We start from the raw sequence: 17,638 nt of genomic DNA on the forward strand, positions 1-17,638 counted from the left end.
CGGCCCGCCAGCGCGACGGCGAGGGCCATGGCGAGCGCGGCGAGCACGAGCCCGCGCAGGCGTCGGCGGCTGGACGGCGGGACGGGGATCAGCCCGCGCCGGCCGAGCCCGACGCCGAGTCCGGCGAGCGCGACGAGGCTGGAGGCGAGCACGCCGAGCGCCGGCCCCGCCATGCCCAGCGGGCCGACCGCGAGGAAGCCGACGACGGCGCCGACCGGCAGCGCCGCCAGGCTGGCGAGGGCAACGAGGCGGGAGAGCCCGCTGGCGAAGGCGACGGTGACGAGGATCTTCTCCAGCGCCTGTACCGGCAAGGTGAGGGCGAGCAGCGCCAGCGCGGCGGCGGTGAGCTCGCTCGCCTGCGGATCGAAGGCACCGCGCTGGAACAGCACGACGACGATGGGGTGGGCCAGCGCGGCGAGGCCCAGCGCCGCCGGCAGCGAGAGCGCCAGCGCCGCCTCCATGCCGTTCGCGCCGATCGTCCCCCGCTCGCGGGAGGCCAGTGCCGGCAGGAGCACCGCGCCGGCGCTGGCGCCGACGAGGCCGAGGGGCAGCTCGACGAGGCGGGTGGCGTAGAACAGCGCCGCCACGCCGCCGGCGATGCCCGAGGCGGCGGCGGCGGCGATGAGGAAGCGCAGCTGCGGCAGCGCGGCGGCGAGCAGCGGCGCGGCGGCGCCCGCGAGCATCGGCAGCGCCGCCTTCAGCTCGGCGCGCGTCACCGCGAGCCGGAAGAAGCCGCGCGGCACGGCGAGGAGGTTCAGCAGGAACTGCGTCAGCGCCCCCGCCACCGCGCCCGCCGCCAGCCAGGCGAGCGCCACCTCCACGCTCATGCCGTGCGCGCCGGAGAGATAGAGCAGCGCCAGCAGCACGAGCACCGCGACATTGGCGGCGGCCGGGGCGAAGGCCGGGCGGGCGAAGCGCCCCGCCGCGTTGGCGAAGGCGGCGAGCACGCCGGCGAGCAGGGCGAGCGGGATCGCGGCGATGGCGAGCCGGCCGGTAAGCACCGCGCCCCGCGCCCGCTCGCCGTCATCGGCAAAGCCGGGCGCCAGCAGCGCGACCACCTGCGGCATCAGCAGATAGAGCAGTGCGGCGAGCCCCAGCGCGGCCAGCGCGAAGACGAGCAGCGCCGCGCCGGCGAGCCGGGCACGGGCGGCGGGGTCGGGCTCGCCCGCCAGCCGCGGCAGCAGGGCGGCGTTGAGCGCGCCCTCGCCGAGCAGCCGCCGGGCGATCTGCGGCAGAGCGAGGCCGGCGACCGAAGCGTCCGCCACCACCCCGGTGCCGAACAGCGCCGCGACGCCGGCATCGCGCGCGAAGCCGAGCACCCGCGAGGCGAGGGTGAGGAGCGCGACGGTGGAGGCGTGGCGGATGAGGGCCATCGGCTAGCAATAGTCAGCCGGCGGGAGAAGGGAAAGCCGCCACGGGGCGGCGCGCGCAAGCGTTGCGGGGGAGCCCCCCGTCTGCTACCGCGAAACCGCCCGCCTCTTGTGAACGAACCATCCAGGGAAAGTCCGTCCATGACCGACCAGCAGCTCGACGTGATCGGCTTCGGCAACGCCATCGTCGACGTCCTCGCCCGTGCCGAGCCCGCCTTCCTCGACCGGCACGGCATGCGCAAGGGCGGCATGACCCTGATCGACGAGGAGCGCGCCGAGACGGTCTACGGCGCGATGGGGCCGGGCGTTGAAATCTCCGGCGGCTCGGCCGCCAACACCGTGGTCGGCGTCGCCGCGCTCGGCGGCCGCGCCGGCTTCGTCGGCAAGGTGCGCGACGACGAGCTCGGCGGCATCTTCGCCCATGACATCCGCGCCGCCGGCGTCGCCTATGCGACCCCCGCCGCCACCACCGGCCCGACCACGGCGCGCTGCCTCATCCTGGTGACGCCGGACGGCGAGCGCACCATGAACACCTATCTCGGTGCGGCGCAGGACCTCTCCCCCGCCGATGTGGACGAGAACCTCGTCGCCTCCGCCGCCGTCACCTATCTCGAAGGCTATCTGTGGGATCCTCCGGCGGCGAAGGACGCCTTCCTCAAGGCGGCCGGCATCGCCCACCGGGCGGGGCGCACCGTGTCGCTGACCCTTTCGGACGCCTTCTGCGTCGGGCGCTACCGCAGCGAGTTCCTCACCCTGATGCGCGAGGGCACGGTCGATCTCGTCTTCGCCAACGAGGCGGAGCTGATGTCGCTCTACGAGACCGATTTCGACGCCGCGCTCGCGCGGCTGCGCGGCGACGTGAAGCGCGCGGTCGTCACCCGCAGCGAGAAGGGCGCGCTGGCGGTGACGGCGGACGAGACCGCCGCGGTCCCGGCCTTCCCGGTGGCGAAGGTGGTGGACACGACCGGCGCGGGCGACCTGTTCGCCGCCGGCTACCTGCACGGCTTCGCCAAAGGCTTTCCGGCCGAGGATTGCCTGAAGCTCGGCGCGCTGTGCGCCTCCGAGATCATCGGCCATATCGGCGCCCGGCCCGAGCGCAAGCTGAAGGAGTTCGCGCAGGAGAACGGGCTCCGGGTCTGAGCCGCGCCGCGCGGATAAAAGAACAGGCCGGCGAGGGGGCGCCGGCCTGCGGAAGTTGAGCGGCGGACCTTTGGAACCTGCCGCTCCGGTTGGGCGGCGAGATCAGATGTCCTCGCCGCTGTCGAACCAGCCGCCACCGCCGAAGAAGCCGCCATCATCGGCGGCGGAGATGTCTTCCGCGCCGGTGTCCTGCGCGCCGTCATCCTGCGCGCCGGTGTCGGGCTCGGCTGCGGCGGGCTCGGCCGGCGCTTCCGCCGCCTTGGCCTCGCTGCCGCCGAACATGCCGGCGATGGCATTGCCGAGCAGCACGCCGCCCGCCACGCCCATCGCGGTCTGCGCCGCGCCGGCCAAGAAACCGCCGCCGCCGAAGCCGCCCGGGCGCCCGAAGGCGCCGGGCTGCGCGCCGGGAGCTGCCTGACCGGGGCCGCCGGCCGGCGCTCCCGACCGCCACGCCGGCGGCGCGTCGGCGGGAATGCCGGGATTGCCGCCATAAGGCGCGGCGGGGCGGCCCACCGACGGCACCGGGCTGCGCCGGGCCGGCGGCTGCTGGCCGGAGCCGAACAGGCTGCCGAACAGGCCGCCGCCGGAGGCGGGGCGGGCCTCCTGCGCCTGTTGCGCCTGCGCTTCCAGCTCCTGGATGCGGGCCTGCGCCTGCTGCAGCGCGTAGTCCTGCATCACGATGGTCTGCGCCATCAGATAGGGCGCGCCGGGCTGCTGGGCGATGCGCTGGGCGATGAAGCCCTCGGCTTCCGCGTCGCGCGGGCCGGTCTGGCGCTCGACCTCGCCGAGCTTGGCGAACAGGCCATCAATGGCCTGACGGTCCTGATCGTTCATGTCGGTCTCCTCCGCTCAACCGTTCCGGCCGCCTACTCCCGCTCGCCGGTGAAGTTGAGCAGCAGCTGGAAGATGTTGACGAAATTCAGATAGAGCGAGAACGCGCCGAAGACGGCGAGCTTCTGCTGCGACTCGGCGTCGAAATTGTCGGCGTACTGCTCCTTGATCGACTGGGTGTCCCACGCGGTCAGGCCGACGAAGACCAGGATGCCGACCACGGACACGATGAACTGCAGCATGGTCGAGCCGAGGAAGATGTTGACCAGGCTGGCGATCACCACGCCGATCAGGCCCATGATGAGGAAGGAGCCGAACTGCGAGAGGTCGCGCTTCGTCGTGTAGCCATAGAGGCTGGTGGCGCCGAACATCGCCGCCGCGATGAAGAAGGTGCGGGCGATCGAGGTGCCGGTGAAGACGAGGAAGATGGAGGCCATGGAAAGCCCCATCACGCCGCAGAAGGCCCAGAACATGGTCTGCGCGGTGCTGCCCGACATCGACTGGATGCGGAACGAGAAGAACAGCACGAAGGCGAGCGGCGCCAGCATCACCACCCACTTCAGCGGGGTGGAGAAGATCGGCACGTAGAGCGCCGGCGTGGTGCCGACGACGAAGGCGACGACGCCCGTCAGGACGAGGCCGAGCGCCATGTAGTTGTAGACGCGCAGCATGTGCCGGCGCAGGCCCTCGTCGAAGACGGCCTGGTCGACGGGCGCGGTGCGCGACCACTGGAAGCCGGGATTCGGCATGCTCATGTCAGTCTCCTGTGAGAAGCAAGTGGGTCAGTAGAGCGAGCGGACAAGCCGTGCGGCCGCCCGGTCGAGATCACGCGTGCCGGCCTGCGGGCCGCTGCGGGCGACGAGGGCGTAGGCCACCTCGCCCACCTGCCAGTAGGCGGCGGTAAGATCGTCCTTCGGCACGGTGGTGGCGGGCACGACATCGAAGCCGCCCGGCCGCACCGCGAAGAGCGACACCGTGCCGAGGTCCCCGGTGCGCACCGCCATCTCGACGCTGGGGCCGAAGGCGGAGGGGAAGACCTGCACGTCCTCCACCTTCCAGTCGTCCGGCAGCGCCGGCATGACGATGGCGGTGGCGGCGCGGATCTCGGCGGGGTCGTAATGGCTGGCGCCGGGCTGCGAGGGCATGGCGGCGCGCACCAGGGCCGTCTGGTGGGCGCGCAGCGCGTCCTCGACATAGGCCGGCGGCAGGCCGGAGGCGACGACGCGGCTGACGCCGAGATGGCCGAACTGGGCGTTGGCGAACCAGCCGGCGCCGACGAGCAGCGCCACCATGGCGGCGGCGCGCAGCCCGCGGAACCAGCGCTCGCGCGACAGCGCGCCCTCCAGCCGCCGGGCGGCTTCCGCCGTGGCCAGCCGGGCGCTTCCCGCCGAGGCGCGGCGGGGCGGCTCGGCGAGGGCGAGGCGCAGCTCGTCGCGGATGCGCAGATCCGCCATCACCCGCGACGCGGCCGCCGGATGGGCGCTGAGATGGGCCTCGACGTCGATGCGCCGCGCGACCGCGAGCTGGTCGTCGACATAGGCCTGCAGGTCGTCGTCGGAGACGGGGTCAACGGGTCGGGTCATCCGCACCTCCAACAATGCGCAAACGGGTGGGAGCCGCCGCTTCCGCGCCATCCTCGATGGCACGCAGCGTGGCGCGGGCGCGCGACAGGCGCGACATCAGCGTGCCCTGCGGGATGCCCAGCGTGGCCGCGGCCTCGGCATAGCCTAGCCCCTCTATGGCCACGAGGTGCAGCGCCGCGCGCTGTTCCTCCGGCAGGGCCATGAAGGCGTCGCGCACCTGGGCGAGGCGCAGGTGATGCTCCTGCGCGGGCGCGCTGACGGTTTCGGCGAGCGCTTGGCTTTCCGCCTCGCGCCGCGCCTCGGCGGTGCGCGAGCGGCGGCGGTCGACGAAGACGTTGTGCAGCACCGAGAGCAGCCAGCCGCGCAGGCCCTTGCCGCCGGCGCCGCGTTCCGTCTCGAAGCTGCCCCGCCGCTCATAGGCGCGCACCAGCGCGTCGTGGACGAGGTCCTCGGCGTCGGTGTCGTCCCGCGTCAGCGCGCGCGCGTAGCGGCGCATGACGGGGAGCTGCCCCATCACGTCGAACCTCGACGCCCTGCCGGACTGGCCGCTGGCCTGATCGCGCCCCATGACCCGTATACGGAGCCGCCCGGCTTCCTATTCCCGCCGCCGCGAAAAAATCCGCGAGGCACGGTCGGCGGAACAGGAGGCGGGCCCGTCCGTTCTCCCTTTCATCATCAGCTTACCGATGGTGCAGGAGCTTTTCGGCCGGGCCATGACGATATTTCGCGATCCCACGACCGGCCGCCATCACCCGCCGGGCCTCTGTCCGACGATGCCTGCAACAGCCGGCCGTGCGGGGAGACGGCTTCGTCGGCGAGTGCGCCCGTCGCGCCGCCTTTGACGTGGCAGGTACGGCGTCCTCCATCGTCCGGAACGGCCGGTGCCGGCCGGAGAAGGGGGAGATCCCGTCCGGCACCGGCCGACGCGCGCCTTACTCGGCGGCGTGCGGGTTCACCCGCGCCTCCGCCAGCCTGGTCAGCTTGGCGTCGGCGCTCATCTCTTCGTCGAGGTTCTTCAGCGGCCGAACGGATGGAAAACCGGCGGAGGCGGCGAACGTTCCCGAAACAGATTCATGCCTTTCGCTGCGGGTACGGCTTCACGTGCCTGCCGCTCACATTGACGGCTGTATGGGCGCGCTCGGCGGCAGGTCGATCGGCGTCGGAGCCGGCTCGTCCTGAGGCTCGTCGACGTCCGGCGTGATGCTCGGGTCGGGATCCGGCGGCGTGACCGGATCGTCGATCTCCGGGATGCGGCGATCGGGCGGCGGCTCGCGGGGCGGCGACTGGGGCTCGCGGCCGATGCCGGCCGCCAAGGCGCCGCCCGTCACGCTGCCGCCCGGCCGGGGCGGCGGCGGTGGCGCGGGCGGCGGATCGCTCACGTCCGGCGGCACCGGATCGCGCACGCCCGGCACGTCGGGGTCGCGGATCGGCGGCTGCACGGGATCGCGGATCGGCGCGGGGTCGGGCACCGGATTGACGTCGGGCGTGGGATTGACGTCGGGTATGGGAGGCACGCCGGGCGCGGGGGCGTCGGGCCTCTCGGGGGTCGACGGGTGCGGGGTCATGGAAAGCTCCTCCCGTTCGGGCGGCATCGGACTCAACGTGCCCCTGGGCGGCGGGTTCCGGTCCCGCTTTCCGCCGGGACCCTTGCCCGGCGCGGCCGGGCGCTATAAGCGGCTGCAGGGCACGGGCGAATGGAACGGTTTCCCGCATGCAGGACGGTTCGCACAGCATCGTTTCAAACGGCGTTCTGGCATTCCTCGCGGCGCAGGCGGCGGAGCTGACGCAATGGCGCCGCGCGCTGCACGCCATGCCCGAGACCGCCTTCGAGGAGCGCCGCACCTCGGCCTTCGTGGCGGAAAAGCTGGAGAGCTTCGGTCTTGCCGTGCACCGTGGCCTCGCCGGCACCGGCTTGGTGGCGACGCTGAAGGGGCGCGGGGGCGAGGGGCCCGCCATCGGGCTGCGCGCCGACATGGACGCGCTCGACATCCACGAGGCGACCAACCTTCCCTGGCGCTCGGATACGCCCGGCAAGATGCACGCCTGCGGGCATGACGGGCACATGACCATGCTGCTCGGCGCCGCGGGGCACCTCAGCCGGAACCCCGATTTCGCCGGCACCGTGCATTTCATCTTCCAGCCCGCCGAGGAGAACGAGGGCGGGGGCAAGGTGATGGTGGAGCAGGGGCTGTTCGACCTGTTCCCGATGCAGGCGGTCTATGGCCTGCACAATTGGCCCAACGCGCCCTTCGGCACCTTCCTCGGCCGGCCGGGGCCGATGTTCGCGGCCTTCGACATCTTCGAGGTGAAGGTGATCGGGCGCGGCGCGCATGCCGCCATGCCCCAGCGCGGCATCGACCCGGTGCTCGCGGCCTCGCTGATCGTCGCCCAGCTCCAGTCCGTCGTCGCCCGCTCGGTGAGCCCGCAGGAGGCGGCGGTGGTCACCGTCACCCAGATCCATGGCGGCGATACCTGGAACGTGATCCCGGACGAGGTGGTGCTGCGCGGCACGGCGCGCACCTTCACCGCGCAAGTGCGCGACCTCGTGGAGGAGCGCTTCCGCGCCATCGTCGAGGGCGTCTGCGCGGCGCAGGGCGCGAGGGCCGAGATCCGCTACGAGCGCCGCTACCCGGCGCTGGTCAACCACGGCGCGGAATTCGACGCGGCGCTGGCGGCGGCGCGCGCCACGGCCGGCGACCGGGTGATCGCCGATTTCGAGCCGATCATGGCGGCGGAGGACTTCGCCTACATGCTGGAGGCGGTGCCGGGCGCCTATCTCTGCCTCGCCAGCGGTCCCGGTCCGAACCTGCATAACGCCCAGTACGACTTCAACGACGAGCTGCTGCCCGTCGGCGCCAGCTACTGGGTCAATCTGGTCCATTCCCTGCTGCCGGTGGCCGATCCGGCGCCCTGAACCCAAGAGTCCCATAAAGTGACTGCCGCCGCTCCCGCTGCTCCGCTGCCGCCGCCGGGCGGACGCAGCCTGTTCATCACCGGGCTCGGCGTCGGGCAGGTGTGCTCCTGGGGCACGCTCTATTACAGCTTCCCGCAGATCGCGCAGGCGATGAGCGTCGATCTCGGCTGGTCGAAGGCCGAGCTCTACGGCGCCGCCACGCTGGGACTCGCGCTGGCGGGGCTCGTCGCCTATCCGGTCGGCGCGGCCATCGACCGCGGGCACGGCCGGGCGATCATGGCCGGCGGCTCGCTGCTGGCGGGGCTGCTCTTCCTGCTGTGGGCGCAGGTCGATGGCAAGGCGCTGTTCTATCTCGCGGTGGCCGGCATCGGCGCCATGCAGGCGGCGACGCTCTACGATCCCGCCTTCGCCGTCATCGCCCGCCGCGCCGGCCCCCTGCACGCCCGCGCCGGCATCACCGCGCTGACGCTGTGGGGCGGCTTCGCCTCGACCGTGTTCATCCCGCTGATCCAGCTCCTGCTCGACACGGTCGGCTGGCGCCACACGCTCATCGTGCTCGGCGCGATCAACATCCTGGTCTGCGCGAGCGTGAACGTCCTCACCATCGATGCCTCCCGCGATGCCGTCGCGCCGCGTAGCGCAGGCCGTGCCATGACGCCCGGCCGCTCGGTCATCGCGGGCGTGATCCGCCAGCCGGTGTTCTGGGCCCTCGCGATCGCCTTCACCGCCTATGCGGCGATGTTCTCCGGCTTCACCTTCCACGCCTATCCGCTGCTGGTGGAGCGCGGCTTCGACACCGCGACCGTGGTGAGCGCGCTGGCGCTGATCGGGCCGGCGCAGGTGGCCGGGCGGATCGCCGTCTCGGTGCTGGCGCCGCGCGCGCCGGTGCGGGTGGTCGGCTCGGTCATCGTCGCGGTGTTCCCGCTCGCCTTCCTGGCGCTGGAGCTGATGCCGCCGGCCTTCGTCTTCGTGGCGCTGTTCGGGCTCGCCTTCGGCTCGGTCAACGGCATCATGACCATCGTGCGCGGGCTGGTCGTGCCGGAGCTGCTGACCCGCCGGGCCTATGGCGCGGTGAACGGCGCGCTGGCGATGCCGGCGACGGTCTCGCGCGCCCTGGCGCCGGCCGGCATGGCGGCGCTGTGGACGGCGGCCGGCTCCTACGACGCCGTGCTCATGGCGGTGATCGCCGTCGCCCTCGTGATGGCCGTCGGCTTCTGGGCGGCCGCCCTGATGGCGAAGCCCTTCGAGGAAGCGGTCGAGGAATAGGGCTCAGAAGCCCGCCAGCTCGGCGGCGCCGTCATAGATCAGCTTGAGCGAGAGCAGGAACAGGGCCGCCACGATCAGCCGGTAGAACAGCGTTTCCGGCAGGCGCCGCGTCAGCCACACGCCGGCGAAGGTCGCGGCGATCGCCACCGGCAGCAGCAGGGCGGTGATCTTCAGATTGGCGGGGTTGAGCTGGCCGAGCGCCCAGTAGGGCACCAGCTTGATCGCGTTGATGGCGGCGAAGGCGATGGTGGTGGTGCCGGCATAGACCATCTTCGGCAGCTTCTGCGGCACCACATACATCTGGTAGGGCGGCGCGCCGGCATGGCTGACGAAGCTGGTGAAGCCCGACACCGCGCCCCAGAAGACGCCGCGCGGCACGTCCGCCGGACGCGCGGCCCGGCGCGCGCCGCCGAGCCAGTGCAGGGCGCAGAACAGCAGGCCGATGCCGCCGACGATCAGCATCACCATCGCGTCGGTGACGATGGAGGCGGTGGCCCAGCCGATGCCGATGCCGAGCGCGGCGGCGGGGATGAGGATGGCTAGGTTGCGCCCGGAGAATTCGCGCCGGTAGGCCCAGACCCCGAACATGTCGCTGACCACATAGACCGGCAGCAGGAGGCCGGCGGCCATCACCGGCGACATGAACAGCGCCATGGTCGGCACGGCGAGGCTGCCGATCATCGGCACGCCGCCCTTGCTCATGCCGACGAAGAACGCCGCCATGCCGGCGGCGAGCGCGAAGGCGAGGTCGGGAGCGATCATGGGAACGGCACGCGGAAGGTCGGGCGAGGAGGGCGGGCGCCCTCCTCTGTCGGGCCGCTTCTATCAGGCCGCCTGCGCGCCTTCCAGCCGCTTGGCGACGAGCCCGCGCAGGGTGCGCAGATCCTTGACGAAGAGGCGGATGCCTTCGGAGAGCTTCTCCGTCGCCATCTGGTCCTCGTTGAGGGCGAAGCGGAACGCCTTCTCGTCGAGGTCGAGCTTCGCCGGGGCGCCGGCGGTGTTCGCCGGGTCGAGCTTGCGCTCCAGCGCGCCCTCGTCGGCGGCGAGCTGGTCGAGCAGCGCCGGGCCGATGGTGAGCCGGTCGCAGCCCGCCAGCGCCTCGATCTCGCCGGTGTTGCGGAAGGAGGCGCCCATGACGACGGTGCTGATGCCGTGCTTCTTGTAGTAGGCGTAGATCTGCCGCACCGAGAGCACGCCGGGGTCGGTCTCGGCGGTGAACGGGCCTTCGCCCGCCTTCACGTGCCAGTCGAGGATGCGGCCGACGAAGGGCGAGATCAGGAAGGCGCCGGCATCCGCCGCCGCCGCCGCCTGCGCCAGCGAGAACAGCAGGGTGAGGTTGCAGTCGATGCCTTCCTTCTGCAGCACCTCGGCGGCGCGGATGCCCTCCCAGGTCGAGGCGACCTTGATGAGGATGCGCTCGCGTCCGACGCCGCGCGCCTCATAGGCCTCGATGAAGGAGCGGGCCTTGTGCAGCGTCGCCGCCGTGTCGAAGGACAGGTCGGCGTCGACCTCGGTGGAGACCCGGCCCGGCACGATGTGCGAGAGCTCGGCACCGAAGTTCAGCGCCAGCCGGTCGCAGGTGGCGGCGACCACCGCCTCGCGCGCGCCGCCCTGCCGGCGGCCCCAGTCGATCGCCTCGTCGACGAGCGCCGCATAGGCGGGCATCTCGGCCGCCTTGAGCAGCAGCGTCGGGTTGGTGGTGCAGTCCTGCGGCTTGAGACGACGCACCGTCTCGATGTCGCCGGTGTCGGCGACGACGACGGTCATGGCACGCAGTTGGTCGAGCTTGGAGGGCATGGTGCTGTCTCTCTTCTCGCGGCGGCGGACCTTCGGGAGGTCCCCGCCGCGGTGCGGATCGATGGTCGGCCCCGTTGGATCACATTTGGACCGCGTTCTTCAAGGGTGCCACGCCTCATGACGGGCATGTGACGCCAGCGGGCAATGACGCTTGTCGGCTTCCGCGGCCGGGCGTACATCTTGCGTTCGGCATGCGGTACGCAAGCGTCGAGACCTCCGATGGACGATATTCACTACCGCGAATACAAGATCCTGCTGCGTCCGGAGCGGTTCTTCGATCCGCACCAGTTCGAGGTCTACTGGCACAAGCTGTGCCTGATCGCGCCCGAGTTCAAGGTCGCCGCCACCACCAACAAGGACGGCTTCAAGCGGCAGGTCCGCGAGGTGCTGTTCTACGACACGCCGGATTACGCGCTCTACCGCAACGCCTTCATCCTGCGGAAGCGCACCTTCTACACCGATGGCTGGCCGGACCACGAGCACGAGCTGACGCTGAAGTTCCGCCACCCGGAGCTCAACGCCGCCGCCGAGGTCGACGTCACCCCGCGTCTGAGCGGGCGGGCCGACATCAAGTTCAAGGAAGAACTGCTGCCGCTGAAGGACAGCCTCGGCGGCATGCGCTCGCTCTACTCGCATAATTGCGTGCTGATGACGCCCGGCCTCGTGCTCGACGAGGGGCTGGGGCGCATCACCCAGGTGTTTCCCGAACTCGCCGACCACTGCCCGGCCGACAAGGCCTCGACGATCTCGCTGGTCAACAACCTGCCCGTCGAAGAGGTGCAGGTGAATGTCGGCTCGTTCGATTTCGGCCACGGCCTCATCGCCAAGGCGACCATCTCGGTCTGGCGCGACCGCACGACCGAGACCTCGATCATCGGCGAATTCGCCTTCCAGGCGAAGTTCGACCGCTACGACGATCTCCACATCAAGGCCCGTGCCCGTTCGGAAGAGTTCTTCAAGGCGGCGCAGACCCGCGCGCCGGAATGGGTGAAGCTCGGCGCCACCAAGACGGCGCTGGTCTATAATTTCGGCAAGCAGCTCGTGGCCAGCCACGAAGGCTGAGCCGCCTCTCGCGGATTCCTCTGGCGTCATTCTCGGACCGGCCTTCCCATGAGCACCCCAGCGCCGCCCGGTCCGGGTCCCGCCGCTTCCGGCACCTCGACGGCCTCCTATGCGGTCCCCCGCGACGTGCCGCTGTGGGAAATCTTCCTCACCTTCCTGTTCATCGGCGCGGTGAGCTTCGGCGGCGGCGTGGTGGCCTATCTGCGCGCCGAGCTGGTGCTGAAGAAGCACTGGCTCGACGAGGAGCATTTCCTCTCGGCCCTCGGCATCGCGCAGGCGCTGCCGGGGCTCAACGCCACCAATATGAGCATCATCGTCGGCGACCGGCTGCGCGGGGTGGCCGGCGCGATCATCGCCTTCCTCGGCATGACCCTGCCGGGCGGCACCATGGTGCTGGTGCTCGGCGTGCTCTACGCCTCCAACGCGCACAACCCCTATGTCAACGCGACGCTGATCGGCGTCGGCGCGGCGGCGGTGGGCATGCTCTCGGCGGTGACGCTGCAGATCGGCCGCAAGCAGCTCGGCAGCCTGATCGACATCACGATCATCGCGGTGACGGTGCTGATGGTGAGCGTCCTGCACATCTCGCTGCTCTGGGTGCTGCTCACCGTGGGGCCGGCCGCCGTGCTGATCTATCGGCCCCGCAGGCAGGATGGCGCCACCGGCCCGGAGCCGTCGGCATGAACGAGAACCTGTCCGTCCTCGGGGTCTTCGCGCTGCTCTCGGTGCTGGCGGTCGGCGGCGGCGCGGCCGTGCTGCCGGAGACCAAGGCGCTGGTGGTGGAGAGCCACCACTGGCTGACCGACGACCAGTTCCGCGACATTTACGGCCTCGGGCAGGTGGTGCCGGGTCCGAACATGCTGATGGTGATCGTCATCGGCTATCACGTCACCGGCTATATCGGGGCGCTGCTCGCCTTTCTCGGCTTCTTCGTGCCGGCGGGCCTCATCTCGTGGGGCGCCTCGCGTGTGTGGGACCATTTCGAGGGCTCGCCCTGGCGGCGTTCGCTGCAGCGGGGCATGGCGCCCATGGTGGTGGGCCTGATGGCGGCGGGCACCATCTCCATCGCCCGCACGGCGATCGACGGCGCGCTGACCATCGCCATCGCCATCGCGGTGTTCGCCGGCGTCTATTTCGTGAAGCGGGTCAATCCGGCGCTGCTGGTGCTCGGCGGCGGGCTCGTGGGGCTCGCTTTCCTGAGCTGAGCGGCCGGTATTGCGCTGGCGCAGGAAGGGACCCGTGCTATCCTTCCCGCGTTCGGTCACAACATCAGGGAGTGCGCCATGCGCAGCCTATCCGTGACGTTCGTTTCCTCCCGCCTTCGCAACATGATGCTCGGCGCCGTCCTGGCGCTGGGAACGATGCTCGCTACCGGTTCCGGCGGCACGGCGCAGGCCGGCGTCGCCATGCGGGCGCTGGGTTCGCCGGCGCTTTCCCTCCGGCAGGACGTGCCCCCGCTCGCGGAGAACGTGCGCTGGGTCTGCGGACCATGGCGCTGCGTCTGGCGCCCGAACTGGCGCTACTGGTACGTGCCGCCCTACGCCCGCGCCTGGGGGCCGCCCGTGCGACCCACATGCTACTGGAGCCGGCCCTGGGGCGGCGGCTGGGTCCATGTCTGCCCGTGAATCGGCTATTCCCGGGGCCGCGTGGCTTCGCGCCGCATGACCGGCGCCGCATGAGCGGTGTGCCGGTCTCATGGTGGAGAGGGCGCCCGACGGCGCCCTTTTCATGTCCGATCCGTTCCTAACCCACGGTCTCGCATGTCGTCTGCCGCTGCCTCCCCGTCCCGGTTCCGGCCGGTCCTCTTCGCCACCTTCGCGACGATGGTCGCCGGATTCGTCGACGCGGTCGGCTATGCCCATCTCGGCGGGCTGTTCCTGTCCTTCATGAGCGGCAACAGCACGCGCCTCGGCATCCAGATCGCCGGCGGCGAATGGCACCTCGTGCTGCTGACGGCCGGCGTGATCGCGGGTTTCGTCCTCGGCGCCGTCGTCGGCACGCTGGTGGCCGATGCCGCCGGCGAATGGAAGCTCGTCGCCGTGCTCGGCACGGAGGTCGCGCTGTTCGCCTTCGCGGTGGGCCTGACCGGAGCCGATGCGGGGCGGCTGTCGCTGCTGCCGGTGGCGGTGGCGATGGGCATGCAGAACAGCGTGCACCAGATCATCGCCGGCGCCGATATCGGCAAGAGCTTCGTCACCGGCGCGCTGTTCTCCTGCGGGCAGGCGCTGGCACGCAGCCTCGGCGGCCGGGCACGCCCTTCCGAAGTCCTCGCCTATGCCGGCTCCTGGGCGTCCTTCGTCGCGGGGGCGTGCATCGGCGCGCTGCTGCTGACGGCGGCGGGCCTGATTCCGGCGATGGCCGGCGCGTGCCTGCTGCTGGCCGGGCTGACGGCGACCGCCTTCCTCTTCCACGGCCATCTCGGCCCGGCGATCGCCCGGCAGGGCGGGGACTGATTCCCGCTACGCCGGATCTCGTTTGAGTTTCAGGCGCTTACTTGAGATTCAGGAGGGCGCGGGCCTTGGCGACCTGCGCCTTGCAGGCGGCCTCGTCGCCATTGGCGTCGGCCTGACGGGCGAGGTCGAGCGTCTGCTGAACCACTTCCGGTCGGGTTCCGTCGCCGAGCGCGGCTTCGCTCTGCGCGATCGATTCCGGGGTCGGTTCGTGGCTGAGCAGGGCGCCGGCACTCTCCGGCGCGCTCGGCCCGGCGGCGGCGAGGGCGTCGAGGAGCTTGTCGAGCGCGGCCTGCGTCTGTGTCACCGTCTCGGCGCAGGGGCCGGCGAGGGCGGCCGGCGTGGCGCCGAAAAGCAGCGCGGCGGCGAGGGGCAGCATAAACGGCTTCATCGAACGGACTCTCGAAATGTGGATGGCGGATTGGCGCCATCTCCGGTGCAACGCCAATCTAGCACCTGCCGCGCCGCATGGGAGTAAGGGCTTGGCCGAATGGCACGGGCAATCCGATGGGATCTCCCGGGATCAGTCCCGGGCGATCAGCTCGCGCTCGCCCCGATGCACGGTGAGGCCCCCGAGCGAGCTTCCTGCGGCACGGCGGCGATAGACGCTCGGCCGGCGGTGCTTCAGCGGCCCCCGGCGCGGGCGGCGCGCCTTGATCTCGGCCACGGTGAGGCGTCCGATCCGGGCATAGGCCGGCCGGCGCGTGCCGTCGGCCTCGGTGACCAGCATCGGCAGGCCGAGCGTCTCGCTCCAGCCGCGCCATTCCGCCACCACGTCGTCGATATGCGGCGCGCTGTAGAGCGTGACCGACAGGGCGGGGTCGGCATGCACCAGCACGATGGCGACGCCCTCGTCGTCGCCTTCCGGATCGAGCAGGGCCACCGCCAGCCCCTCGTAATCGGCGAGCGGCCGGTCGAGCTTCATCGGCACGCCGGCGACCCGTCGGCGCAGCACCACCCGGTCGAGGCCGAGCTCGATCAGGCGCACGCCCCTGTCGGCGCCCGGATCGAGCGACTGGAACACGAGCGGCCACGCCTCCGGCGCCGCGGGGCGCTCCAGCGCGACATAGGGACAGGTCGCCACCGGAGGCCAGGCCTCCGCCATCTGTGCTTTCGCCATCTGTTGACGCATCTCGCAACTCCCCGCCGATTTTCTGGCTCTGTGGCCTCGGTCGTGAAGGCACCTTAGTCGCCGGGTCTCCCGTATCGGCTTAAGGGACATGGTTGATCGTTTCTTGGCGGCCGGGAATGGCTCCTATGCTTGATGAAAGCTTGTTGGAAACGCTTGGAATGCCGATATCCCGTTTGCAATCATTCCCCCTCGCGCCTAATCCCCGATGATGGACGACACGCCGACCGCACACGCGCTCACCCCCGGCCCCGATCCTCTTGCCGACCCCGCCATCGCGGCGCGGCATCTGGCGGATGCGGTCGTGGCCGCCGGGGCGGTGGCGGTGGCGATGTTCCGCACCGGCGTGAAGTCCTGGTCCAAGCACAATGATTCCCCGGTCACCGAGGCCGATCTCGCGGTCGACGTGATGCTGCGCGAGCGGCTGAGCCTCATCGGCCCGGAATATGGCTGGCTTTCCGAGGAGACGGTGGACGAGCCCACCCGCCTGTCGCGCCGGCGGGTGTGGATCGTCGATCCCATCGACGGCACCCGCGCCTACATGGCCGGGCGTCCCGACTGGTGCGTCGAGGCCGCTCTGGTGGAGGACGGCCGGCCCATCGCCGGCGCGCTGTTCGCCCCGGTGACGGAGGAGCTCTTCGTCGCCGTGCAGGGCGGCGGCGCGACGCGCAACGGCCGCCCGATCCGCGTGTCCGAGATGCCGGAAATGGCCGGCGCGATCGTCGACGGCCCCGCGCCCTGGCTCAACCATATCGACAGCCGCGGGACGCTGCGCCGGGTCGATCGCATCCGCTCGCTGGCGCTTCGCCTCGCCCGCGTGGCGACCGGAGAGCTGGATGCGGCATTGGCGTCGCCCAACGGAAACGACTGGGACCTTGCCGCAGCGGACCTTTTAGTGCACGAAGCAGGCGGACGGCTGACCACGCTCGACGGCCGCCCGCTCACCTACAACGCGCCGGTGCCGCGGCATGGAGCGCTGGTTTCCGCCGGCAGCCTGCTGTACCCGACCCTCATGGTCGCGGCGCGCTGACGGAGCACCCGAGCGCAGGACGCAAGCGGCATGACCGAGACCCATTCCAGCCCCCAGCTTCTGCATCTCGTCTTCGGCGGCGAGCTGGAGGATATCAATGGCCTGACCTTCAAGGATCTGGGCGCGCTCGACATCGTCGGCATCTACCCGAACTATGCCAGCGCTCACGCCGCCTGGAAGGCGAAGGCGCAGCAGACCGTGGACAACGCGCATATGCGCTATTTCGTCGTGCACCTGCATCGCCTGCTGGACCCGGAAGCCAGCACCAAAACCAGCTGACCTCCGGCCTTTTCGCATGTGGCGTAGACTGCGCACCTCACCGACGGTTCGCACCGTGCTCGGACGCGGCATGGCGTCCTATCTGCGTTTCGTCTGGCGCACGCAGCGCGTGGTGATGGAACCGGCCAATCTCTACGAGCTGGCCGACGCGCAGCTGCCGATGATCCTGACCTTCTGGCACGGGCAGCACTTCCTCACGCCGTTCCTGGTCAAGCCGTACCACCGCGCGCGGGTGATGATCTCGCGCAGCGCCGATGCCGACGTGAACGCCATCGCCGCCGAGGCGCTCGGCATCGGCACGGTGCGTGGCTCCGGCGCGCAGGGCCGTGACTTCCGCACCAAGGGCGGTTTCAACGCCACGCTCGAGATGATCCGCCATCTCGGCGAGGGCACGAATGTCGCTATGACGGCCGACGTGCCGAAGATCTCGCGGGTCGCCGGCCTCGGCGTCGTCACCATCGCCAAGCATTCCGGCCGCCCGATCTACCCGGTGGCGATCGCCACCTCCCGCCGCGTGCTCGCCCGCAGCTGGGACCGCGCGGCGATCCACCTGCCCTTCGGCCGCGCCGCGGTGGTGGCCGGCGACGGCGTGCGGGTCGCGGCCGATGCCGGGCCGGAAGAGCTGGAAGCGGCGCGCCACGAGGTGCAGCGCCAGCTCGAGGTGGCGACCGCGCGGGCCGAAGAGCTGGTCGGCCGTCCGCCGTCCGCCCGCGCCGCCGGCGCGGCGGCCGCTTCCGCAGCGGCGGGGGCGATACCGTCGGCCGAACGGCGCAACGGCTAAGGCGGG

The 17,638-nt window shown here is 71.2% G+C and carries 21 protein-coding genes; 11 read left to right on the forward strand and 10 right to left on the reverse strand.

What is annotated here, in order from left to right; all coding sequences use genetic code 11:
- Positions 1-1,373: lipid II flippase MurJ (locus STARVERO_RS19910; protein WP_159601036.1), on the reverse strand; the 1,373-nt coding region annotated here is incomplete at its 3' end.
- Positions 1,374-1,511: 138 nt separating this feature from the next.
- Between STARVERO_RS19910 and STARVERO_RS19915 the strand changes: the two genes are divergently transcribed.
- Positions 1,512-2,510, forward strand: coding sequence for an adenosine kinase (locus tag STARVERO_RS19915; RefSeq protein WP_144341509.1), 999 nt, complete (start codon positions 1,512-1,514; stop codon positions 2,508-2,510).
- Positions 2,511-2,612: 102 nt separating this feature from the next.
- Here STARVERO_RS19915 and STARVERO_RS19920 read toward each other — a convergent pair whose 3' ends face one another.
- The 5 genes from STARVERO_RS19920 to STARVERO_RS19940 form a co-directional block, all read right to left on the reverse strand.
- Positions 2,613-3,344: a DUF2076 domain-containing protein gene (locus STARVERO_RS19920; RefSeq protein WP_159601038.1), complete on the reverse strand. Its 732-nt coding sequence runs from the start codon at positions 3,342-3,344 to the stop codon at positions 2,613-2,615.
- A gap of 32 nt (positions 3,345-3,376) precedes the next feature.
- Complete coding sequence (locus tag STARVERO_RS19925) at positions 3,377-4,096, reverse strand: Bax inhibitor-1/YccA family protein (RefSeq protein WP_144341511.1); 720 nt, start codon at positions 4,094-4,096, stop codon at positions 3,377-3,379.
- A gap of 27 nt (positions 4,097-4,123) precedes the next feature.
- Positions 4,124-4,924, reverse strand: coding sequence for an anti-sigma factor family protein (locus tag STARVERO_RS19930; protein WP_144341512.1), 801 nt, complete (start codon positions 4,922-4,924; stop codon positions 4,124-4,126).
- Positions 4,908-5,492 carry a sigma-70 family RNA polymerase sigma factor gene (locus STARVERO_RS19935; protein ID WP_159601040.1) on the reverse strand — a complete coding sequence of 195 codons (585 nt, stop codon included), beginning with the start codon at positions 5,490-5,492 and terminating at the stop codon, positions 4,908-4,910. Before STARVERO_RS19935 ends, STARVERO_RS19930 begins: the two co-directional genes overlap by 17 nt.
- A 544-nt stretch (positions 5,493-6,036) precedes the next feature.
- Entirely contained in the window at positions 6,037-6,489 is a 453-nt protein-coding gene (locus tag STARVERO_RS19940; protein ID WP_159601042.1) for a hypothetical protein, read from the reverse strand.
- 146 nt (positions 6,490-6,635) lie between these two features.
- On the opposite strand from STARVERO_RS19940, the gene STARVERO_RS19945 reads away from it, so the two are divergent.
- Positions 6,636-7,838 carry a M20 aminoacylase family protein gene (locus STARVERO_RS19945; RefSeq protein WP_159601044.1) on the forward strand — a complete coding sequence of 401 codons (1,203 nt, stop codon included), beginning with the start codon at positions 6,636-6,638 and terminating at the stop codon, positions 7,836-7,838.
- An 18-nt stretch (positions 7,839-7,856) separates the two neighbouring features.
- The gene (locus tag STARVERO_RS19950; RefSeq protein WP_144341516.1) at positions 7,857-9,104 is read left to right on the forward strand and encodes an MFS transporter; all 1,248 of its coding nucleotides are present in this window, start codon (positions 7,857-7,859) and stop codon (positions 9,102-9,104) included.
- A 3-nt stretch (positions 9,105-9,107) separates the two neighbouring features.
- On the opposite strand, the gene STARVERO_RS19955 is transcribed toward STARVERO_RS19950, so the two are convergent.
- Together STARVERO_RS19955 and tal are read right to left on the reverse strand one after the other, a co-directional pair.
- On the reverse strand, positions 9,108-9,866 hold the full coding sequence (locus STARVERO_RS19955; RefSeq protein WP_159601046.1) for a sulfite exporter TauE/SafE family protein: 759 nt from the start codon (positions 9,864-9,866) through the stop codon (positions 9,108-9,110).
- A 63-nt stretch (positions 9,867-9,929) separates the two neighbouring features.
- Complete coding sequence (gene tal / locus STARVERO_RS19960; RefSeq protein ID WP_144341518.1) at positions 9,930-10,901, reverse strand: transaldolase; 972 nt, start codon at positions 10,899-10,901, stop codon at positions 9,930-9,932.
- A 219-nt stretch (positions 10,902-11,120) separates the two neighbouring features.
- Between tal and STARVERO_RS19965 the strand changes: the two genes are divergently transcribed.
- The 5 genes from STARVERO_RS19965 (at position 11,121) to STARVERO_RS19985 (ending at position 14,416) form a co-directional block, all read left to right on the forward strand.
- Complete coding sequence (locus tag STARVERO_RS19965; protein WP_144341519.1) at positions 11,121-11,963, forward strand: hypothetical protein; 843 nt, start codon at positions 11,121-11,123, stop codon at positions 11,961-11,963.
- A 48-nt stretch (positions 11,964-12,011) separates the two neighbouring features.
- Entirely contained in the window at positions 12,012-12,647 is a 636-nt protein-coding gene (locus STARVERO_RS19970) for a chromate transporter (RefSeq protein WP_159601048.1), read from the forward strand.
- Positions 12,644-13,168 carry a chromate transporter gene (locus tag STARVERO_RS19975; protein WP_144341521.1) on the forward strand — a complete coding sequence of 175 codons (525 nt, stop codon included), beginning with the start codon at positions 12,644-12,646 and terminating at the stop codon, positions 13,166-13,168. Before STARVERO_RS19970 ends, STARVERO_RS19975 begins: the two co-directional genes overlap by 4 nt.
- A 78-nt stretch (positions 13,169-13,246) precedes the next feature.
- A complete protein-coding gene (locus STARVERO_RS19980; protein WP_159601050.1) occupies positions 13,247-13,588 on the forward strand; it encodes a hypothetical protein in 342 nt (113 codons plus the stop codon).
- Between the two features lie 135 nt (positions 13,589-13,723).
- Positions 13,724-14,416, forward strand: coding sequence for a YoaK family protein (locus STARVERO_RS19985; RefSeq protein WP_159601052.1), 693 nt, complete (start codon positions 13,724-13,726; stop codon positions 14,414-14,416).
- A gap of 37 nt (positions 14,417-14,453) precedes the next feature.
- On the opposite strand, the gene STARVERO_RS19990 is transcribed toward STARVERO_RS19985, so the two are convergent.
- Positions 14,454-14,792 (reverse strand): hypothetical protein, encoded by a 339-nt coding sequence (locus tag STARVERO_RS19990; RefSeq protein WP_159601054.1) that lies wholly within the window; start codon positions 14,790-14,792, stop codon positions 14,454-14,456.
- 144 nt (positions 14,793-14,936) lie between these two features.
- Positions 14,937-15,533, reverse strand: coding sequence for a DUF6101 family protein (locus tag STARVERO_RS19995; protein ID WP_186291817.1), 597 nt, complete (start codon positions 15,531-15,533; stop codon positions 14,937-14,939).
- A 217-nt stretch (positions 15,534-15,750) separates the two neighbouring features.
- On the opposite strand from STARVERO_RS19995, the gene STARVERO_RS20000 reads away from it, so the two are divergent.
- Genes STARVERO_RS20000 through STARVERO_RS20010 form a run of 3 tightly spaced genes read left to right on the forward strand, consistent with a single transcriptional unit; the run spans position 15,751 to position 17,632 of the window.
- Positions 15,751-16,572 carry a 3'(2'),5'-bisphosphate nucleotidase CysQ gene (locus STARVERO_RS20000; RefSeq protein WP_159601056.1) on the forward strand — a complete coding sequence of 274 codons (822 nt, stop codon included), beginning with the start codon at positions 15,751-15,753 and terminating at the stop codon, positions 16,570-16,572.
- A 30-nt stretch (positions 16,573-16,602) separates the two neighbouring features.
- Positions 16,603-16,851, forward strand: a complete 249-nt coding sequence (locus STARVERO_RS20005) for a DUF4170 domain-containing protein (RefSeq protein WP_144341526.1) — start codon at positions 16,603-16,605, stop codon at positions 16,849-16,851.
- Between the two features lie 16 nt (positions 16,852-16,867).
- Positions 16,868-17,632 (forward strand): lysophospholipid acyltransferase family protein, encoded by a 765-nt coding sequence (locus tag STARVERO_RS20010; RefSeq protein WP_422802159.1) that lies wholly within the window; start codon positions 16,868-16,870, stop codon positions 17,630-17,632.
- Positions 17,633-17,638 lie beyond the last annotated feature (6 nt).

Source organism: Starkeya nomas (assembly GCF_902703545.1).
Lineage (GTDB): Bacteria > Pseudomonadota > Alphaproteobacteria > Rhizobiales > Xanthobacteraceae > Ancylobacter > Ancylobacter moscoviensis.